General features: G+C 48.3%; 14 protein-coding genes. 12 read left to right on the top strand and 2 right to left on the bottom strand.

Annotated features, from left to right (window positions below; translation table 11 throughout):
* Positions 1 to 15 precede the first annotated feature (15 nt).
* From rseP to ACFS7Z_RS19480, 3 genes are read left to right on the top strand one after another with little or no spacing between them, the layout of a single operon-like run.
* Positions 16 to 1329 (top strand): RIP metalloprotease RseP, encoded by a 1314-nt coding sequence (rseP, locus tag ACFS7Z_RS19490; protein ID WP_377488164.1) that lies wholly within the window; start codon positions 16 to 18, stop codon positions 1327 to 1329.
* 15 nt (positions 1330 to 1344) lie between these two features.
* Complete coding sequence (locus ACFS7Z_RS19485; protein WP_377488161.1) at positions 1345 to 2454, top strand: LysM peptidoglycan-binding domain-containing protein; 1110 nt, start codon at positions 1345 to 1347, stop codon at positions 2452 to 2454.
* A gap of 6 nt (positions 2455 to 2460) precedes the next feature.
* Entirely contained in the window at positions 2461 to 2967 is a 507-nt protein-coding gene (locus tag ACFS7Z_RS19480) for a DUF6702 family protein (protein ID WP_377488158.1), read from the top strand.
* A gap of 874 nt (positions 2968 to 3841) precedes the next feature.
* Here ACFS7Z_RS19480 and ACFS7Z_RS19475 read toward each other — a convergent pair.
* On the bottom strand, positions 3842 to 5821 hold the full coding sequence (locus ACFS7Z_RS19475; protein WP_377488155.1) for an OmpA family protein: 1980 nt from the start codon (positions 5819 to 5821) through the stop codon (positions 3842 to 3844).
* A gap of 225 nt (positions 5822 to 6046) precedes the next feature.
* Between ACFS7Z_RS19475 and lon the strand changes: the two genes are divergently transcribed.
* From lon to ACFS7Z_RS19435, 8 genes are all read left to right on the top strand, one after another.
* Positions 6047 to 8533, top strand: coding sequence for an endopeptidase La (lon, locus tag ACFS7Z_RS19470; protein ID WP_377488152.1), 2487 nt, complete (start codon positions 6047 to 6049; stop codon positions 8531 to 8533).
* Positions 8534 to 8657: 124 nt separating this feature from the next.
* Positions 8658 to 9704: a type IX secretion system protein PorQ gene (porQ, locus tag ACFS7Z_RS19465; protein WP_377488149.1), complete on the top strand. Its 1047-nt coding sequence runs from the start codon at positions 8658 to 8660 to the stop codon at positions 9702 to 9704.
* 66 nt (positions 9705 to 9770) lie between these two features.
* Positions 9771 to 11171 (top strand): ATP-dependent protease ATPase subunit HslU, encoded by a 1401-nt coding sequence (hslU, locus tag ACFS7Z_RS19460; protein ID WP_377488146.1) that lies wholly within the window; start codon positions 9771 to 9773, stop codon positions 11169 to 11171.
* Between the two features lie 247 nt (positions 11172 to 11418).
* Complete coding sequence (locus ACFS7Z_RS19455) at positions 11419 to 12147, top strand: SDR family NAD(P)-dependent oxidoreductase (protein ID WP_377488144.1); 729 nt, start codon at positions 11419 to 11421, stop codon at positions 12145 to 12147.
* Positions 12148 to 12418: 271 nt separating this feature from the next.
* Positions 12419 to 12682, top strand: coding sequence for a DUF4212 domain-containing protein (locus ACFS7Z_RS19450; protein WP_377488141.1), 264 nt, complete (start codon positions 12419 to 12421; stop codon positions 12680 to 12682).
* A gap of 99 nt (positions 12683 to 12781) precedes the next feature.
* Positions 12782 to 14470: a sodium:solute symporter family protein gene (locus ACFS7Z_RS19445; protein ID WP_377488138.1), complete on the top strand. Its 1689-nt coding sequence runs from the start codon at positions 12782 to 12784 to the stop codon at positions 14468 to 14470.
* 86 nt (positions 14471 to 14556) lie between these two features.
* A complete protein-coding gene (gene acs / locus ACFS7Z_RS19440; RefSeq protein WP_377488135.1) occupies positions 14557 to 16455 on the top strand; it encodes an acetate--CoA ligase in 1899 nt (632 codons plus the stop codon).
* A gap of 396 nt (positions 16456 to 16851) precedes the next feature.
* The gene (locus ACFS7Z_RS19435) at positions 16852 to 17319 is read left to right on the top strand and encodes a hypothetical protein (protein WP_377488132.1); all 468 of its coding nucleotides are present in this window, start codon (positions 16852 to 16854) and stop codon (positions 17317 to 17319) included.
* 152 nt (positions 17320 to 17471) lie between these two features.
* Here ACFS7Z_RS19435 and ACFS7Z_RS19430 read toward each other — a convergent pair whose 3' ends face one another.
* A complete protein-coding gene (locus ACFS7Z_RS19430; RefSeq protein ID WP_377488129.1) occupies positions 17472 to 17870 on the bottom strand; it encodes a hypothetical protein in 399 nt (132 codons plus the stop codon).
* Positions 17871 to 18341: 471 nt separating this feature from the next.
* Between ACFS7Z_RS19430 and ACFS7Z_RS19425 the strand changes: the two genes are divergently transcribed.
* Positions 18342 to 19064, top strand: a complete 723-nt coding sequence (locus tag ACFS7Z_RS19425; RefSeq protein ID WP_377488126.1) for a methyltransferase domain-containing protein — start codon at positions 18342 to 18344, stop codon at positions 19062 to 19064.
* The last annotated feature ends 58 nt before the right edge of the window (positions 19065 to 19122 follow it).

The raw sequence follows: 19122 nt of genomic DNA, 5'->3' as shown, positions 1-19122 counted from the left end.
TATTTTTCTTTTTAGATGGATGTAATTGTAATGGTAGGCCAGCTCATACTGGGCCTGACGATACTGGTAGGGCTACATGAGTTAGGACACATGCTGGCTGCCAAGTGGTTTGGAATGCGGGTAGAAAAGTATGCTATTGGCTTTCCTCCGAAAATTTTCGGCAAAAAGTTTGGCGAGACAGAGTATATGCTGGGCCTGATTCCCTTGGGAGGCTTTGTGAAGATATCGGGTATGGTAGATGAATCCATGGACACAGAAGCCCTGAAAGAAGAGCCGAAGCCGTGGGAGTTCAGAGCCAAGCCAGCCTGGCAGCGACTGATTGTGATGATGGGCGGTATTATTGTGAACGTTATCACGGGTATCGTTATATACATTGCCCTTACCTATAACTACGGCGAAAGCTACCTTCCCGCTTCTGAGGCACGGTATGGCGTTGTAGCAAATGAGATTGGCAAGGACATCGGCTTTCAGACAGGCGACAAAGTGGTGGCCGTTAATGGCAAAGAGCTTGAGAAATTCAACGATGTATACTCAATGGATGCCCTGCTCGGCACCAACTCTTATTACACCGTGGAGCGCAACGGCCAGCTGGTAGATATAAAAGTGCCGGTAGACATGATGGACCGCCTGGCAGATAAAGAAGAGCGCATGTTCTTCGTGCAGGCGCGCACGCCGTTCAAGGTAGGCGATGTTGTTTCCGGCAGTGCTGCTGCTAAAGCAGGATTACAGGAAGGCGACATCATCACGAAAGTGAACGGTGAAGATGTCCAGTTCTTCCACGAATTCCAGCAGGCCATGCAGGAGAACAAGGGCAAAGCAGTAACGATGACGGTGAAGCGTAATCAGAAGCTTATCAAGCTGAAAACAGAGGTCAGCGAGGACGGTACCATCGGGTTTCATTCTGTGCCATTGCTGCAGTATGCCACCCGCGATTATTCTCTAGGTGAGTCTATCCCGATGGGAACTGAGCAGGCATTTGGTGTCATCACTGCCAACCTGAAAGGGTTTGGTAAAATATTCCGTGGTGAGGTTTCGGCTTCCAAGTCCCTTAGCGGCCCCATAGGAATAGCCCAGGTTTTCGGGGATACATTTAACTGGTATAAGTTCTGGTCTATTGTGGCTATGCTTTCCATGGTGCTGGCCTTTATGAACTTCCTGCCGATTCCTGCCCTGGACGGTGGCCATGTTGTATTTTTAACATATGAGATGATCAGCGGGCGCAAACCCTCTGATAACTTTTTAGAGAACGCCCAAAAAGTGGGTATGGTTATTTTGTTAGGCTTAATGGCATTCGCTATCTTTAACGATGTGTTCAAGTTGATATTCTAACCAAGAGTTCCGCTAATGAAAAGCATCCTTGCTTACAGCCTTACAAGCTTAGTATTCCTTTTAGTAATTGCATTAAATTGTGTTGAAGCGGCACCTGCCGTAAAACTGCTCAAGATAAACCAGCACGCTATGGCCGCTTCAGGCGATAGCGTGTACCTGGTGCAGCAGGGCGACACCTACTACAGCCTCTCGCGCCGCTTTGGCATTCCTCTGGACTCGCTTCAGAAATGGAATAACAACAAAATGCAGACAGGCCAGACCCTATACCTTGCCCGCCAGGCAAAGCCTGTTGCAAATACCACCGCTGTTGCTGCTAAACCTGCTGCCAGGCCTGTGTCCTCTCAGAAAAGCGCTTCTGCTGCAACTCGCACCGTGGAAAGTACTTCTGCGGCAGCGGCCCCTGCGCCAAAGCCGTCGGAGCATAAATCCAAGAGCCGTATCCTGGTCATCCCATTCGACCCTTACCTGTACTTCTCTGATGCCGATTACGAGATTGCACGCCAGTCAAAGATACCGCGCCAGAACGTGCGCCATGTGTTCCGTGGCAGGCTGAATGCTATGCTGGCCCCTCAGGGATATGAAACCATCCACTTGCTGGGTGGCGTGTACCGCGACAGCGTGAGTGAACTGAGCCGTATCTACAAATCTTTAAACTATTCCTACCAGGATAACAAGCAGTCCAGGTACAACCACCAGCCTGTAGTGAAGGAGGATGAGAAGGGTGCCGTAGCCTGGGTGTTACGCCAGAAGGAAAAGATGGGGCTGAAAGATGAGCCCGAGGAAGTGCCTATAGCGCAGGACCCCGACAAGCACTTTGGGGTGAAGGTGAAGGACCCGAACTTTTTCTCCTACTTCAATGGCCAGTACGGCATCGATTATTATGTTTTCATTAACCAGTTTGAGGTGAAAACAGTGTATGAAAACTGTTTAGATAGAGCGGCACAGAACTATGAGCGCGATTTTTTGGTTCACTATTCGATCTATGACAGTAATGGCGAGCTGGTGTCAGGCAATAAGGTGAAAGTGCCTTACCAATCCAACATCAACGACGTGCAGCGCATTGTAAGCGACAGTATGCCTACGATGGCCAAGCGTGTGTTGTCTGACCTGCCCGCTGGCAAATAAGAACTAATGAGAAATAAAGTGTTTTCCCTGCTGCTGCTTTTAGTGGCATTTCTGGCAGTGCAGCCAGCCAGCGCCCACGATTATCACGCCAGTATAACGGACGTAAAGTATAACCCGAGCACACAAAACCTGGAGGTGGCTGTAAAGGTGTTTATGGATGACCTGGAGAGCGCCCTCTCCCGCCAGGCTAAAACTAAAATAACCTATAGCAGCAGCTCTGAAGAAGTTAAAAAGCAGATGGCGGATTATCTGCAGCATAAGCTTTCTTTTGAGGTGGAGAAAGGCAAGCCATTGAAGGCGAAACTCCTGGGCTCAGAAGAAGATGTGGATGTAGTGTGGATGTATGTAGAGGTACCTGTGCAGAAAGGCACGTTGGCGCAGCTCTACGTGAAAAATGCCATCCTCACAGACCTGTTCACCGACCAAATGAATATTGTAAACGTGAACTATAAAGGTGCAACAGAAAGTGTGCTGATGCAGCGGGGTGATGTAACGAAAAAGGTAGCTTTCTAAGTTGATATAATACGTGAAAAGAGGCTATGCATTTGGTTGCATAGCCTCTTTTACTTTTAAGGTAGGTAGAGAAACTTAGCTTTCATATCGTTTCTCATAAACCAAAAATATCAGTTAAGTATATTCCTGTAGTAAGCTGCCTAGTAAGCTGCCGTTGCTATGGCTTCTCCAGTGCCAGCTCACCTACTGTTTCATCTTATCTGTCTTAGCTCTCTAGGCCGAGGGGCCTCGTCTTCGGGCATCGCGCTGTGTAACTGAAGCTGCACTCGCGCTGCTCGTGCTGCCTCGCTGCGCTCAGCACCGCAACATTTACAAGGCGCTCAATCCAAAGACTGGAAACAGTCTCACTCCGTGCTGACGGATGTAAAAGCTCAGTGAGTTGCGAGATAATTTTATCATAAAGCTAACAACACCACAGTGCGCCTAACGCACCATGCCTATACAGCACATCTAATTTTGGTGTACAGGGGGGAAATCGGAAAAGGAATAAATGTAAATACGTTATATACGCATGTGACTACATCATGAAGAGGCTTTCTGCTGGCTCGGAGGAAAGGTAATTCCAGTTTTCAAGTGAAGCGCCTTGTAGATGTTCCGGTGACGAACGCAGTGAGGCAGCACGAGCAGCGCGAGTGCAGCTTCAGTTGCACAGCGCGATGCCCGAAGACGAGGCCCCTCGGCCTAGAGAGCTAAGACAGATAAGATGAAACAATAGGTAAGCTAGCGCTGGATGAACAGCAACTACGGCAGCTTAGACGAGAAATCACTTAAAGTTACTCAAGCGCACGAGAAGGCTTTTATGGTCCAAAGAAAAGCAATCCACTCAATTAGTGGTTTCCAATTTGAGTAGTAGCTCTTGTAAACTACACAAATACTAAAACTCCTTCTTCGGCTTAATAATAGTAAACTCCACCCGCCGGTTCAAACGCCTGTCTTCCTCTGTTTTCTCCTCGCGTAAAGGCTTGCGGCTTCCGTAGCCAATGGCATCAATGCGGTCACTGCCTATATTGACTTTGCGCTCTATATAGCGTTTGATGGCATCCGCTCTGTCCTGTGAGAGGGAGAGGTTGAAGTCCGCATCTCCAAAGCTGTCGGTGTGGCCGGCAATCTCCAGCCTGTAGGTCGGGTGGTCAATCATGAAGAGTGCCACCTGGTCAAGTATCGGCTCCATTCCCAGACTGATGTTCGATTGGTTCGGCTCAAACTCAATGTTCTGAAACACCATCGGCACACTATAGTCAATCACCGTGGTCATGACCTGAAAAGCTGTATCCTGCTCCAGCGACAACTCCCGCTCAATAGTAAAAAAGTCAGGGCTCTGGATCAGGATCATGTAGCGGGATTTATCAATCAAATCGAACTCAAAGGAGCCATCGGGCCGAATATACTTTGAGGAAATCTCTACGCCATGCTCCAGGTCTATGATAGAGACAATGCCAGACAGCGGTTTGCGGGTAACAGAATCAGTAAGGACGCCTACTACTTTGGTAACAGCAAGCGGATGCGCCTCCATTGGTAAGGGAAAAGAGTACAGGTCCAGGTTGTCTATATCGTCGGCTTCGGAGCGGGCATAGTAGAGGTTCTTGGAAGCGGCATCAATGGTAAAGTAATACTCGCTGCCCCGCCCGTTTACGAGTGGCCCTATGTTACGGGGCTCCTGCCAGTGCCCCTTTACCTTATAGGTTTTGTAGATATCGAAGTCCCCGAAGTTATAGAGTTGGCCCCTTGAGGAAAAATACAGCACCTGGTACAGTGGGTGGAAGAAGGGGCTTACCTCGCTCTCGCGCGTATTCACCACAGGCCCCAGGTTCTTTGCTTTCGCCCAATTGCCTCCTTTTGTTTTATAGGTATAATAGATGTCTGACAAACCAAAGCCGCCGAGGCGGTCAGAGGCGAAGTAGAGCGTATCCTCGTTTGCAGAGAGCGTTGGGTGGGAATCCCATGCTTTAGAGTTAACATTAGGTCCTAAGTTCTTTATCTGGCCCCAGGTGCCATCGTCCTGCAAAGAGGCCGTATAGAGGTCGCAGTTGCCCATGCCGTCTGGCGATTCACAGCGGGCAAAGTATAGCGTCTTACCGTCGCGGCTCAGGCGGGCAGAGCCTTCGTTGTACTGGCTGTTGATAGGTTTTCCAAAAGACTTGGCCTCTTCCCAGTAGCCATTGTTCTGTTTGCTGTAGAACAAATCCTCGTTAACCTTGTTCTCCATTCCCAGATAGTTAACGTTGCGCTTGGAGGTGTATATAAACATCTCGTTTTCATCGCTGAGTGTAGGTCCATAGTCTGCGTAGGCAGAGTTGAGGGCGTTGCCCATGTTAATGTACACGCCTCTTGGTGGCTGAAACGTAGCAATGGATTTACGGTATTCCACCAGCTCATAGTAGTAGTTGAGTGGAACATAATAATCCTTGGTGTTCTGCTCCAGTGAGTCGTAGTGAGAAACAACTTTGCGCACATCGCTGCGGTGGTGCTTCAGTACAAGACGATACAAGGCTATTGCCCTTTCCTGGTCTCCACTCTTCTCGTAGAGTTGGCCCAGGCGCCAGAGCAGGTGGGTGTCTTTGTAAAAATTCTGGATGCCAAAGTTTTTTACGTACTGCCTCAACAGCGGCAGCACTTGGGCATAGCGCTTGCGTTTCTCTAACTTTTGTATGGCTGCAAGTTTCCTGGGCTCGTGATAGTAAGGTATTTTATTTAAATTGGGAAAATTAAGATGAAGCTCTGGATCCGGAGCTTTCTTGTGTACAGTCAGGCCAGCTTCCGAATCAAGTGGTATATGCTTGTACTGCTGCCCCTGACTTGTAAAAGCAAGATGGAACAGCAGCAAGTACAGCGCCAGCAGAAGAGATCGTTTCATCTAGGTAAAGGTTTCGCCTGAGTGTCAAAGATATCAAATCTAAGCTATATTTTGTGAAAGCATTATAAATGATATAACTTTTTATGATGAGCTTTATGGCCTGAGCGGGCTCAACCGACAATACTACAGCCAGGAACGTCTTGGCACAAGACTTGACATTACTAAGGGGGAACAGATAAACGGGGGCAACTAGTGTTTTTCTGTCAAAATGGCACTATTCTACATATGAACTATACATTCAACCAATTTTTAAATAACCTATTACTAAGCGGAATTTCCGATGACGATGACACCGAACTCATCCCGGTGATCACAGCAGAAATTGAAGATGACGTAAAGACCGAAGACCTGCCGGATGAGCTGCCGATTCTGGCGGTGCGGAATACAGTTCTTTTCCCTGGGGTGGTGTTGCCGATTACGGTGACACGCAAGAAATCTGTGAAGTTGGTGCGAAAGGCACATACCGGTAATAAGATTGTAGGGGTGGTGGCGCAGAAAAACACCAACAGCGACGACCCGGCAGCAGAAGATTTGTACAATGTGGGTACTGTAGCCAAAATCCTGAAGATGCTGGTGCTGCCGGATGGCAATACTACCATCATTATTCAAGGGCAAAGCCGTTTCCAGATTGACGAGATAAAGCAGGAAGACCCTTACCTGACGGCTAAAGTAAGCCTGTGTGAGGAGACTCCACTGGACAAGAAGAGCAAGGAAGTGAAGGCGTTGGTGCAGTCGCTGAAAGACGCGGCCGGTAAAATGCTGAAGCTGAACCCGGAGATACCACAGGAGGCGCAGGTGGCGCTGGATAATATTGACAGCCCAAGCTTCCTGACACACTTCCTGTCGAGCAACCTGAATGTGGAGGTGGCGCAGAAACAGGTGCTGCTCGAGGTGAACGACAGCAAAGAGCGCGGTACCCAGTTGCTGGAACTCATGCTGCTCGAGATACAGATGCTGGAGCTCAAGCAGGAAATTCACTCAAAAGTACATACCGATATTGACCAGCAGCAGCGGGATTATTTCCTGCGCCAGCAGATAAAAGTACTGCAGGACGAGCTGGGGCAGGAGGGACCCGACCAGGAGATTGAGCGCTTCAGGGAACGGGCGAAGAAGAAGAAATGGGCGGAGCCTGTAGCCAAGCATTTTCAGAAGGAGATAGAAAAATTAGCTCGCCTGAACTCACAGGCCGCAGAATACCCGGTGGCCGTCAACTACCTGGAGTTCCTGCTCGACCTGCCCTGGAACGATTTCACGAAAGACAACTTTAACCTGAAGCGCACGAAGAAAATACTGGACGCCGACCACTATGGTCTGGAGAAGGTAAAAGAGCGCATTCTAGAGTACTTGGCTGTGCTGAAGCTGAAGAAGGACATGAAAGCGCCGATACTCTGCCTGTACGGTCCTCCGGGAGTTGGTAAGACTTCTTTGGGCCGCTCTGTGGCGAAGGCTCTAGGACGTAACTATGTGCGCATGTCTCTGGGTGGCGTAAGGGATGAGGCTGAGATTCGTGGGCACCGCCGCACCTATGTGGGGGCCATGCCGGGCAAGATAATTAGCCAGATTAAAAAAACGGGTTCTTCTAACCCGGTGATTATCCTGGATGAGATAGATAAGCTGGCATCTGATTTTCGTGGCGACCCGGCTTCCGCTTTGCTGGAGGTGCTGGACCCGGAGCAGAACCATACGTTCATGGACAACTACCTCGATGTAGAGTATGACCTCTCGAAGGTACTGTTCATTGCCACGGCCAACTCACTGGATACTATACAGCCTGCCCTGCGCGACCGTATGGAAATTATTGAGATTACAGGCTATACCCTGGAGGAGAAAGCAGAAATTGCCAAGCGCCATCTTGTGCCAAAGCAGCTGATGGAGCATGGCCTGGAGCCGGATGACGTAAAGGTGCCAAAAGGAACCATTCATAAAGTAATCGATGACTATACCCGCGAATCGGGTGTGCGGAACCTGGAGCGGAAGATAGGGCAGTTGGTGCGCAATACTGCCAAGCTGAAGGCAATGGACGAGGAGTTTCCTTCTTCTATCAAGCCGGAAGAAGTGGTGAAGATTTTAGGCTCCGAGATTTTTGATAAAGAGATATACCAGGACATCGACACGGCAGGAGTGGTAACAGGCTTGGCCTGGACTTCCGTAGGCGGAGACATTCTTTTTATAGAGTCTATCCTGAGCAAAGGAAAAGGCAAACTGACATTATCTGGCCAACTGGGGGATGTGATGAAGGAGTCGGCTATGACCGCTATTTCCTACTTGAAAGCCCACGCGGAGCTGCTTGATATCGACTACCGCCTGTTCGACCAGTACGACCTGCACATTCACTTCCCAGAAGGGGCTGTGCCAAAGGACGGTCCGTCGGCGGGTATTGCCATTTTTACGAGCATTGCCTCTGTGTTTACGCAGCGTAAGGTGAAGTCGCGGCTGGCTATGACGGGTGAGATAACCCTGCGAGGGAAGGTGCTGCCGGTGGGCGGCATCAAAGAGAAGATTCTGGCGGCAAAGCGTGCTGGTATTACAGACATCATCCTTTGCCAGAAAAATAAGAAAGACATCAACGAGATTCCGGCACACTACATCAAAGGTCTCCATATACACTATGTAGACCGTGTGGATGATGTGGTGAAAATAGCGCTGCTAAAAGAGAAGGTAAAACACCCGCTCAAACTGACGGTGACGGAAGAGAAAGTTGTGAACGAATAAGACTTGACATTTTGACGATAGGAGAAATTTATTGTGCAAACTATCATAGCTTTCCCCTGTCGTTGAAATGAAAATATTGTTTGGGCCTTTGATTACTTAAAGTTACCCCAGTAGCCGCTAAAGCATGAAAGTACTCAAGCCACTGCTAGTTACGTTGCTCCTGAGCTCTTCGCTAATGGCGCAGGCGCAGGTGGGTGGCCAGCGGGGCTTCTCGTTCCTGGAGCTCCCGAATAGTGCGAAGCAGGCGGCTTTGGGAGGAGTGAATGTAACGGCGGGGGCGCATGATGTGAATATGGTGGCTGCTAACCCGGCACTGCTGAACGAGGAGATGGATAATCAACTCTCACTGAGTTATGTGGGCTACCTGGCTGATATCAGGCAGAGCAATGCGGTTTACGCTTTTAACACAGAGAAGTATGGCCGGTGGGCAGCAGGTGTAAACTACCTCAACTACGGCGACTTTGTGCAGCGTGACGCCACGGGGGCAGCAGAAGGCAGCTTCAGCGTGAATGAGTATAACGTTAACATTACACATGCCCGGCAGGTGGAGGCTTTTACAGTGGGCGCCACCGCGAAGATCGCTGTGTCAAGTATAGCGGGCAATAAGGCAATGGGATTACTGGCAGATGCGGGTGTGGCATTTAAGCACCCGGAGAAGGACTTTACGGTGGGGCTGGCATTTAAGAATGTCGGGTACCAGGTGATGGCCTACGACGGAGGTGAGCGGCAGCCAATGCCCTTCGATGCCCAGTTAGGTGTAAGTTATAAACCGGAGCACATGCCGGTGCGGCTGTCGCTCACGGCACACCGTCTCTACCAGTTCGATATAGTATACCTGGACCCAAATGCACCGGGGCAGCTGGATGAGAACGGGAATGAGGTGAAGGAAGAGAAAAAATTAGGTGATAAGATAGCCCGCCACTTTGTGGCAGGGGCTGAATTTATCTTCAGCAAGAGTTTTCAGGTGCGGGCAGGATACAACCACCTGCGCCGCCGGGAATTGCGCCTGGATACCCGTTCGGGAGGGGCTGGTTTCTCGTTAGGAGCCATGCTGCGGGTGCGTACGTTCGAGTTGAACTACGGCAGTGCTTTTTTTCATCCTTCCGGCGCCACGCACTATATTACTGTGAGCACCAACACCCGCACGTTCCTGAAAAAGAAGCGTAGTTAAAAAGATTATAGGCTATGGCAGCATATCAGCTGTGGTATGTAAGGCATTATCAAAAACGAAACGAACATGTTAGATAGCATAGAACACTTAACCCCAGCCCAGATTGTAGCGGAGCTGGATAAATACATCATCGGGCAAAACGATGCCAAACGCAACGTAGCCATCGCGCTGCGTAACCGTTGGCGCCGCATGAATGCCAATGAAAACATTCGGGGCGAAATTGTTCCGAATAACATTCTCATGATTGGAGCAACAGGTGTGGGTAAAACAGAAATAGCCCGTCGCCTGGCCAAAATTGCAGATGCGCCCTTCACCAAAGTAGAGGCTTCTAAGTTTACCGAGGTAGGTTACGTAGGCCGCGATGTGGAAAGCATGGTGCGCGACCTGGTTGAGCAGTCGGTGAACATGGTGAAGAACAAGAAAAAGGAAGAGGTAAAGCAGCGTGCCGCGGAAGTAGTGGAAGACATCATTCTGGATGCCCTTATTCCGCCTATACAAGGCAGAAACAATAACACTTCAGCTGTTGGTTACTCCTCTGATCCAGGCGTAATGCCCGACAGCGACTATGAATTGAACGAGCGCACCCGCGAGAAATTCAGAGAGAAAATCCGCAACGGAGAACTGGAAGACCGCAAGATTGAAATCAGGATACAGCAGAGTGCCATGCCTGGTGTTGGCGCCTTAGGCCCTGGAATGGACGAGGCTTCTATGATGAATATCCAGGAGATGATCAGCGGCATGATGCCGAAGAAAACGAAGAAGCGCAAAGTAACCATTGCCGAGGCACGTAAGATTCTGTTGGAAGAGGAAGCTTCTAAACTCATCGACATGGATGAGGTGAAGGAAGAGGCAATATTTAAAGCAGAGAATGCAGGTGTCATTTTTATTGATGAAATAGACAAAGTAGCCAGCTCCAGCAAAAAAGGCGGTGGCGGACCTGATGTAAGCCGCGAAGGCGTGCAGCGCGACCTGCTACCAATTGTGGAGGGTTCTTCTGTAAACACCAAGTATGGTATCATCAACACGGATCATATCCTGTTTATTGCAGCCGGAGCGTTCCACGTGGCTAAACCTTCTGATCTGATTCCGGAGTTGCAGGGACGCTTTCCGATTCGAGTGGAGCTGAACAGCCTGACCAAAGATGACTTCTATCAAATCCTCAAGTTCCCCAAAAACGCTTTGACGAAGCAGTATGAAGCGCTTCTTTCTGCAGAGGACGTAGACCTCAGCTTTAACGATGAGGCACTGGATGAGATCGCCTCTATTGCCTTCGAGGTTAACTCAGAGGTGGAGAACATAGGTGCCCGTCGTCTACACACCGTTATGAGCCGCCTGCTCAACGATATCCTTTTCGATGTGCCGGATAAAATTGGTGCGAATGCGCATATCGTTATCACCCGCGAGACGGTGCAGGAAAAGCTGGCCGGCATGGTGAAAAACCGTGACCTGAGCCAGTATATTTTATAAGTTAAAAAGTTAGAAAGTTTGGGAGTTAGAGAGTTGTAATAACTTCTGGCGCGGGAATCCATCCCGTGACTTAGGGTGTGGAAGAGTCTCCAGACTCGCTTTGTAAAGCTGATTGATCATTGGAAAGCTGGTGTTTCTGCAATGGCAGAGGCACCAGCTTTTTTATTTATAAGCGTCTACCATTGAAATACGTACCTTCTAACCCGCTCATTCGTAACTTATAATTCATCATTCATAATTCAGAAAAGTGAATATCTACATCATAACAGGCGCCAGCAAAGGCATTGGCAAGGCTATAGCGGAAGAGCTGCTGAAGGACGAAAACAACCAGGTGGTAGGTGTATCGCGCACCAACAACATCAAACATCCGAACTACCGTTACCAACCAATGGATTTCTCCGACATTGAAGCGGTGGAGCACAACCTGCAGAAAGTGTTTCTGCCTTACCCGGAGGCGCAGAAGCTGGTGCTGATCAACAATGCCGGTGTGCTGGGAGATATTGGCTATGTGGGCGAAGACATGCCCAACGAGCGCTTCGAGTTTGTGTTTGATATAAACTTGGTGGTTCCGGCTATGCTCATGAACACGTTCCTGCAGGTATACCAGCAACACCCGGCGCAGAAGGTAGTGGTGAACGTAAGCTCCGGTGCGGGCAAATACCCGATTGATGGCTGGGCCAGCTACTGTGCCTCCAAAGCTGCCATAGATATGCTTTCACAAACGGTTCAGCTGGAGCAGGACAAGCGCGGCACTGGTGTAAAAGTATATGCGCTCTCACCGGGCGTAGTAGATACGGGCATGCAGGGGCAAATCAGGGAGTCGGACGCCAGCAGGTTCAGCACCGTAGAGAAGTTCCGCGACTACAAAGCGAACGGTGAACTTGCCTCACCAGAAGAGGCCGGGCGAAAGATTGTGAGCTTCCTTCAGAACATAGACAAGTATAACGAGGTAATTGTGTCGGTGCGGGATATGTAAGGGAAACCGATATTTTTCGGCTTTCCTTTGCTGAGTTTTCTGCTATCCCTATTCTTTAGCAAAAACCGTAAAGTAAATGCAATCCTTTTAAACAATCAAAAAGCCCTTCCAGCTATTGGAAGGGCTTTTTAATGAGAGCATCAGAAGTAAATTTCTTACTACCCACCACTTCTTTGCCTGTTAACTAAAATATTCTTTTTACATTATATTGCTAACTTGATAAAATTAAGCAGGAATTGATATACTTATAATAAACAGAAGCTTTTACTACATGGAAAACAACAAACAAAAAATGCAGGAGTACTGGAGGCGCAACGTTCGGATTCTCTTTATTCTACTTGCCCTCTGGTTCCTGGTGTCGTTTGTCTTTGGGATACTCCTGGTTGATGAACTCAATCAAATCAGGATAGGTGGATTTAAACTCGGATTCTGGTTTGCCCAACAGGGTTCTATCTATTGCTTTGTCATCATCATCTTCGTTTATGTCTGGCTGATGAACAGGCTGGACCGGGAGTTTGATGTACACGAAGAGTAAGAACGTCATTTATTCGCTTTTGCAGCTCGGAGATGAATTCGTACATCAGCTGAATACGCAAAGTTTTCTTAAAGAAGTTTCACTGTAACGTTACAAGTAATGGGTATTTTAACCTGGACATACATTATCGTAGGAATCACTTTTGCCATTTACATTGGCATTGCAATCTGGTCAAGGGCAGGTTCTACAAAAGACTTTTATGTGGCGGGCGGAGGCGTGTCACCACTGGCTAACGGCCTGGCTACTGCGGCAGACTGGATGTCGGCCGCATCCTTTATTTCCATGGCCGGTCTTATCTCCTTTATGGGTTACGACGGCTCTGTATACCTGATGGGCTGGACGGGTGGTTATGTGTTGCTGGCCCTGCTTCTGGCACCATACCTGCGCAAGTTCGGCAAGTTTACGGTGCCTGATTTTGTGGGCGACCGGTACTACTCCAAAACTGCCCGACTGGTGGCGCTGATTTGTGCCATCTTTATTTCCTTTACCTATGTGGCCGGCCAGATGCGGGGAGTGGGTATTGTGTTTTCCCGTTTCCTGGAGGTAGACATCAATACAGGCGTAATCATTGGTATGGTCATCGTGCTTTTCTATGCTGTGCTGGGTGGCATGAAAGGAATCACCTATACACAAGTGGCGCAGTTCTGTGTGCTGATATTTGCTTACATGGTTCCAGCCATCTTTATTTCCATCCTGTTAACAGGGAACCCCATTCCCCAGATTGGTTTTGGAGGTGAACTGAAAGAAGGCGGCTACCTGCTGGACAGGCTGGATGGCGTACTGACCGAGCTTGGCTTTGCCGCCTATACAGAAGGTAGTAAAACTACTATAGACGTATTCTTTATCACAGCTGCCCTCATGGTGGGTACTGCCGGTCTGCCGCACGTAATCGTGCGCTTCTTTACCGTTCCTAAGGTGAAGGATGCCCGTAAATCTGCTGGTTATGCGCTCTTGTTAATTGCCATTCTTTACACCACTGCTCCTGCCGTAGGTGCCTATGGCATGTACAACATGCTGAACACTACAAGCGGCCGGGAGATAGCCTCTATGCCGCAGTGGGTGGGCAACTGGGGAAAGACAGGGTTGATTTCGGTGACGGACAAGAATGCGGACGGCCTTATCCAGTATGTGAAAAACCCGGAGCAGAATGAGCTGGTGATAGACAAGGACATCATGGTGCTGGCAAACCCTGAGATTGCACGACTACCGAACTGGGTGGTTGCTCTGGTGGCAGCTGGTGGCCTGGCAGCAGCCCTTTCTACAGCGGCGGGCCTGTTGCTGGTTATTTCCACCTCTATTGCCCATGACCTCTTGAAGAAGTCGTTTACACCGGATATTTCTGAAAAGCAGGAGTTGCTGGCTGCGCGTGCCGCCGCTACAGCGGCGGTTGTAATAGCGGGTTATTTTGGTATTAACCCGCCAGGGTTTGTGGCTGAGGTAGTTGCATTCGCTTTTGGTCTGGCTGCCGCTTCTTTTTTTCCCGTTATTATTATGGGTATATTTTCAACCCGCATGAACAAGCAGGGAGCCATCTGGGGCATGATTACAGGCCTTTTGTTCACAATCGCTTATATATCGTACTTTAAGTTTATCAACCCTGCGGCCAACGTCCCTGCCAACTGGTGGTTTGGCGTATCTCCGGAGGGTATAGGTACATTAGGCATGCTCCTCAATTTTATAGTATCCGGGGTTGTGTCTCGTTTCACACCTGCTCCGCCAGTTTATATTCAGGAACTTGTGGAGGATATTCGCATACCACGAGGTGCGGGTGCGGCAACACACCATTAATGTGGAAATGACTCGCTGCATACGTTCTAAATTGTTGGTCTCTTTGAATTAGAATAAGAACTTTAACCCAAAACCTAACCTTTGCCATGAACAACTTTCAACTTAAAACCTATGAAGAATATCAGGAAGCCTACAAGCGCAGCGTAGAAAACCCGGAAGGCTTCTGGGCTGATATAGCCGATACCTTTACCTGGCGTAAGAAGTGGGACAAGGTGCTGGAATGGAATTTTGATGAACCGAATATAAAGTGGTTTCAGGGTGCTAGGCTGAACATAACTGAGAACTGCCTGGACCGCCACCTGAAAACCCGTGGCAATAAGCTGGCCCTTATCTGGGAGCCGAACGACCCGAAAGAGCGGTTTGTACGCTTTACCTACCGTGAGCTATATGAGAAGGTATGCCAGTATGCCAACGTGCTGAAGAAGAACGGGGCCAAGAAAGGTGACCGCATCTGTATTTACATGCCCATGATTCCGGAGCTGGCTATAGCTGTACTGGCCTGCGCCCGCATTGGTGCCATCCACTCAGTGGTGTTTGCTGGCTTCTCAGCTTCGGCCATGGCCGACAGAATAAATGACGCCCAGTGCAGTATGGTGCTGACGTCTGATGGCCTGAACCGCGGCGCGAAGCAGATACCCGTGAAGCGTGTGGTGGATGAGGCACTGGAGAGTTGTGACTCAGTGAAGAAAGTAATTGTGGTAGAGCGTTTAGGTTGGGCCGTGAATATGGTGGAAGGCCGTGATGTATGGTATCATGAGGAAGTAGAGGGCGTAAGCAAAGAGTGTCCTGCCGAAGAGATGGATGCCGAAGACATGCTATTCATCCTGTATACCTCTGGGTCCACGGGGAAGCCGAAAGGGGTGGTGCATACGAGTGGCGGCTATATGGTGTATGCGCAGTATACCTTCAGCAATGTATTTCAGTTGGAGGAAAGTGACATATACTGGTGCACTGCGGATATCGGCTGGATTACAGGCCATACCTACCTGCTGTACGGTCCGCTGTTGGCGGGAGCCACTTCATTAATGTTCGAGGGTGTGCCGACCTATCCGGATAACGGGCGTTTCTGGCAGGTAGTAGACAAGTTTGGAGTAACGATCTTCTATACGGCACCAACAGCCATCCGCGCACTCATGGGTGGAGATATTGAAGACGTATTGTCTTACAGCCTGAACTCGCTGCGTGTGCTGGGGTCGGTGGGCGAACCAATCAATGAGGAAGCCTGGCATTGGTACCATACCCATGTCGGGAAAGACCGCAGTCCGGTGGTAGATACCTGGTGGCAGACAGAAACAGGTGGCATCATGATATCCACCATAGCCGGAGTAACACCTATGAAGCCGAGCCATGCTGGCCTACCGCTGCCAGGTGTGCAGCCTATTTTAGTAGATGGTGACGGTAACGAGATCAAAGAGAATGGTGTGGAAGGTTACCTGTGCATGAAGTTTCCGTGGCCCAGCATTATCCGTACCACTTACGGCGACCACGAACGTGCCCGCCTCAGTTACTTCTCCACCTACAAAGGCTTGTACTTTACTGGCGATGGTGCCAAACGCGACGAGAACGGATTGTACCGTATCATTGGCCGCGTGGACGACGTGATCAACGTGTCCGGCCACCGCTTCGGAACAGCCGAGATTGAGGAAGCCATTAACCACAACAAGCATGTGGTGGAATCGGCAGTGGTAGGTTATCCGCACGATGTGAAAGGGCAGGGTATCTATGCCTTCGTTACGCTCAAAGACAGGCCGGAGCACATCGACTGGCTTCGTGCAGAGATAATTGAGACGGTGGTTGAAAAGATTGGAAAGATTGCCCGCCCCGATAAGATACAGGTGGTAAGCGGGCTGCCTAAAACGCGCTCCGGCAAAATCATGCGCCGTATTCTGCGCAAGGTAGCCGAAGGCGACACCTCCAACCTCGGCGACACCTCTACGCTGCTCGACCCTACGGTGGTAGACGAAATCAAAGAAGGCGCTTTGTAAGATGAGACTTATAAAAATCTGGAGCCCTGCAGTTTATGCTGCAGGGCTTTTTTGTGCTTTGGTGTGGCGCTTCCTCCTATAACTGTAGGATACTTAAATTTCTAAGTTCTTGCTGAGATAGAATAAAAGTATTATAAATTCTAATTTATTTTATATATTTATTAAATTGAATATATAATTAGGTAATCCTTTGTAGTGGTTGGACATCAGTAAGAGCAGCTAGAGGAGCATGGAAACTATTCCGGACATATTATTCTCAAAAACCAAAATGATTAAAAGACACTTACTTATCGGCACTGAACACTTCTATGATTGTTGATGCCTCCTAACAAGAGCGAAAGCACTTTTAAATCTACCTCAGCCAATTATCACGCATTAAACTTAAGAAAAGCTACTATGAACAAAACTTTATTAGCCATTGGATTAATGATCGCTACCGGTTGCGCATCATCAAAAAGCATAACTTCAGCAAGCACTGGACAAGGAGATACCCGAACCAAGCAGGTGGAGTATCTAAATGACGACAGCTACCTGTTGGTTGACATCAGTGATGACCCTACGTATGGGTATGATAAGGCTAATCCAATTAAAGTGGGAGGAGCTAAAGACAGGAGTGGGCCGGATAATGAGAGAACGTTTCTGAATGGATTGCTTGGTCCAAACGGTGAAGAAGTTAACTACTACAGGGCGGGGAGTTGTTGTCATTTTAAAACTCCTAACGGCTTAATGAATAACACTGGTCTATTAGATCTATACAGAGTTTCCTGGAGTGGTGCGAGTGATACGCTGGATATCTACATCAACATGTATGATAAAGGCGACCTCAAAGTTCCCGTAGGGCTTACGGCCAGGAAAAAGGACTGAAAATATATTTTGCACCAAAAACTTACCCGAGGTTATCTGCCATCCAGATCACCATTCTAAAGCAAAAAAAGAGGAAGTGCAGTTCTGCACTTCCTCTTTTTTACTTCTATCTTTTTCAACTAAAAGCTGAAGTATATGTTGAGCCTGTATTCTTACAGTTTGTTCATCTTTGTGAGCTTGGCCTCAATGCCATGATCTTGCATCAGGTCAGTTGCATACTTAAAGCTTCCGTGTGGTACAAACAAACGCAGGTCGCCACCTTTCATTTTAGCAATAGATTCCAGGGCTTTCCACTTGCTCACCAGCGTGCGCTTATCATCTTCGTTTCCATTTTTCACCACAAGCTCAAAGTAATATTTATTGTTGCCGCGCTTGGCTGTAAAATCAGGTGTTAGCACAATCTCCTGGTTTACCATAGTTAAAGATGCCGGGCTGTCATACCCTGTAAAATCAGCTTTGATATCTTTGTAACCAGATTTCACGGCATATTTGATAACTTGTTCGGCAAGTGCATTGTACTCCTCTGATGTATTCTTTCGTGTGTATAGCATAGGTAATATTAACTTTGATGAATAAATTTAAAAACAGCCGAGAGAGTCATCAGACACATGATTGAACTGGACAGACTGGTCACAAACAGGCACATCTGAATAGATGGTGATTTTGACTTAAGGCAGTTTAATTGGCTTTCCTTAGTAGGGCAGAATAATTAGCCTTTTGTAGATGACAGCATGTCTGGCTGTCCATGTTCCTGTATAGCGACAGAAGCTTATATTCTTCAGCATATTCGCTGCTTTAAGCCTCCTCATGTAAGAAATGCAGATGATTTCTCGGTATATAGCAATATACAAAAATTATCTGTAAATACCTAATAATTAGCTGTATTTTTGATAAATAAGTCAATCTTGGTGGAGGAAAAGCTCCGGTAAAAGCAGCTAAACATGGGGCAGTAAAACAGTTGTAGTTGGGTTGCCTTTGCGATAGGGATGAGTAGAAAATAAACAAATATAGCATTGGTTCATATGGAAGAAAGTTTCAGAAATAAATCGACGAACGAGGAAATAAGGCAGCGTTTCGACAACGATGTGGACAGGTTTTCAAACCTAGAGACCGGTCAGCAGTCCACTATTGACGCTCCCATTTCTCTTGAGCTTATATCAGATGCAGCTAAAATAGTGAACTCTGCCGCCACAAACCTTCTGGATATAGGGTGTGGTGCGGGCAACTATACCTTAAGGATGCTGGCAAAACTTCCCGGCCTTAACTGCACATTAATTGATTTGTCGAAACCAATGCTCGACAAAGCCTGCAGCAGAGTACAGGAAATGACAAGCGGTAACTTAAATGCCATGCAGGGTGATATAAGAACCATTAACTTGCCATCAGCCCACTACGATGTCATACTTGCTGGGGCCGTCCTGCATCACCTGAGAGGAGACGATGACTGGAGGCTCGTCTTCGAAAAGATATACCATTCCTTGAGAGAAGGCGGTAGCTTCTGGATTTCAGATCTGGTAACGCATAGCTCAGAGAAAGTAAGTGCTCTTTTTCAGGCCAGGTACGGAGCGTATCTGGCTGGCATTGGAGGGACCGACTATAGGGATAACGTGTTCAGTTACATTGAGAAGGAAGACAGCCCTAGACCCTTGACTTTCCAGCTTGATCTGTTGAAGGAAGTTGGGTTTAGACATGTAGAGGTACTGCATAAAAACAGTTGCTTTGCAGCCTTTGGCGGTATCAAATAATCCAGATCTGTCTGCTCCACGGGGTAAGGCAAATGTGCACAGGTAGAACTTGAAAAAT

The sequence above is a fragment of the Pontibacter toksunensis genome, assembly GCF_042686245.1.
GTDB classification, from domain to species: domain Bacteria; phylum Bacteroidota; class Bacteroidia; order Cytophagales; family Hymenobacteraceae; genus Pontibacter; species Pontibacter toksunensis.
The sequence above is the reverse complement of the archived record's forward strand: the minus strand, read 5'-3'. Positions and strand labels throughout refer to the sequence as shown.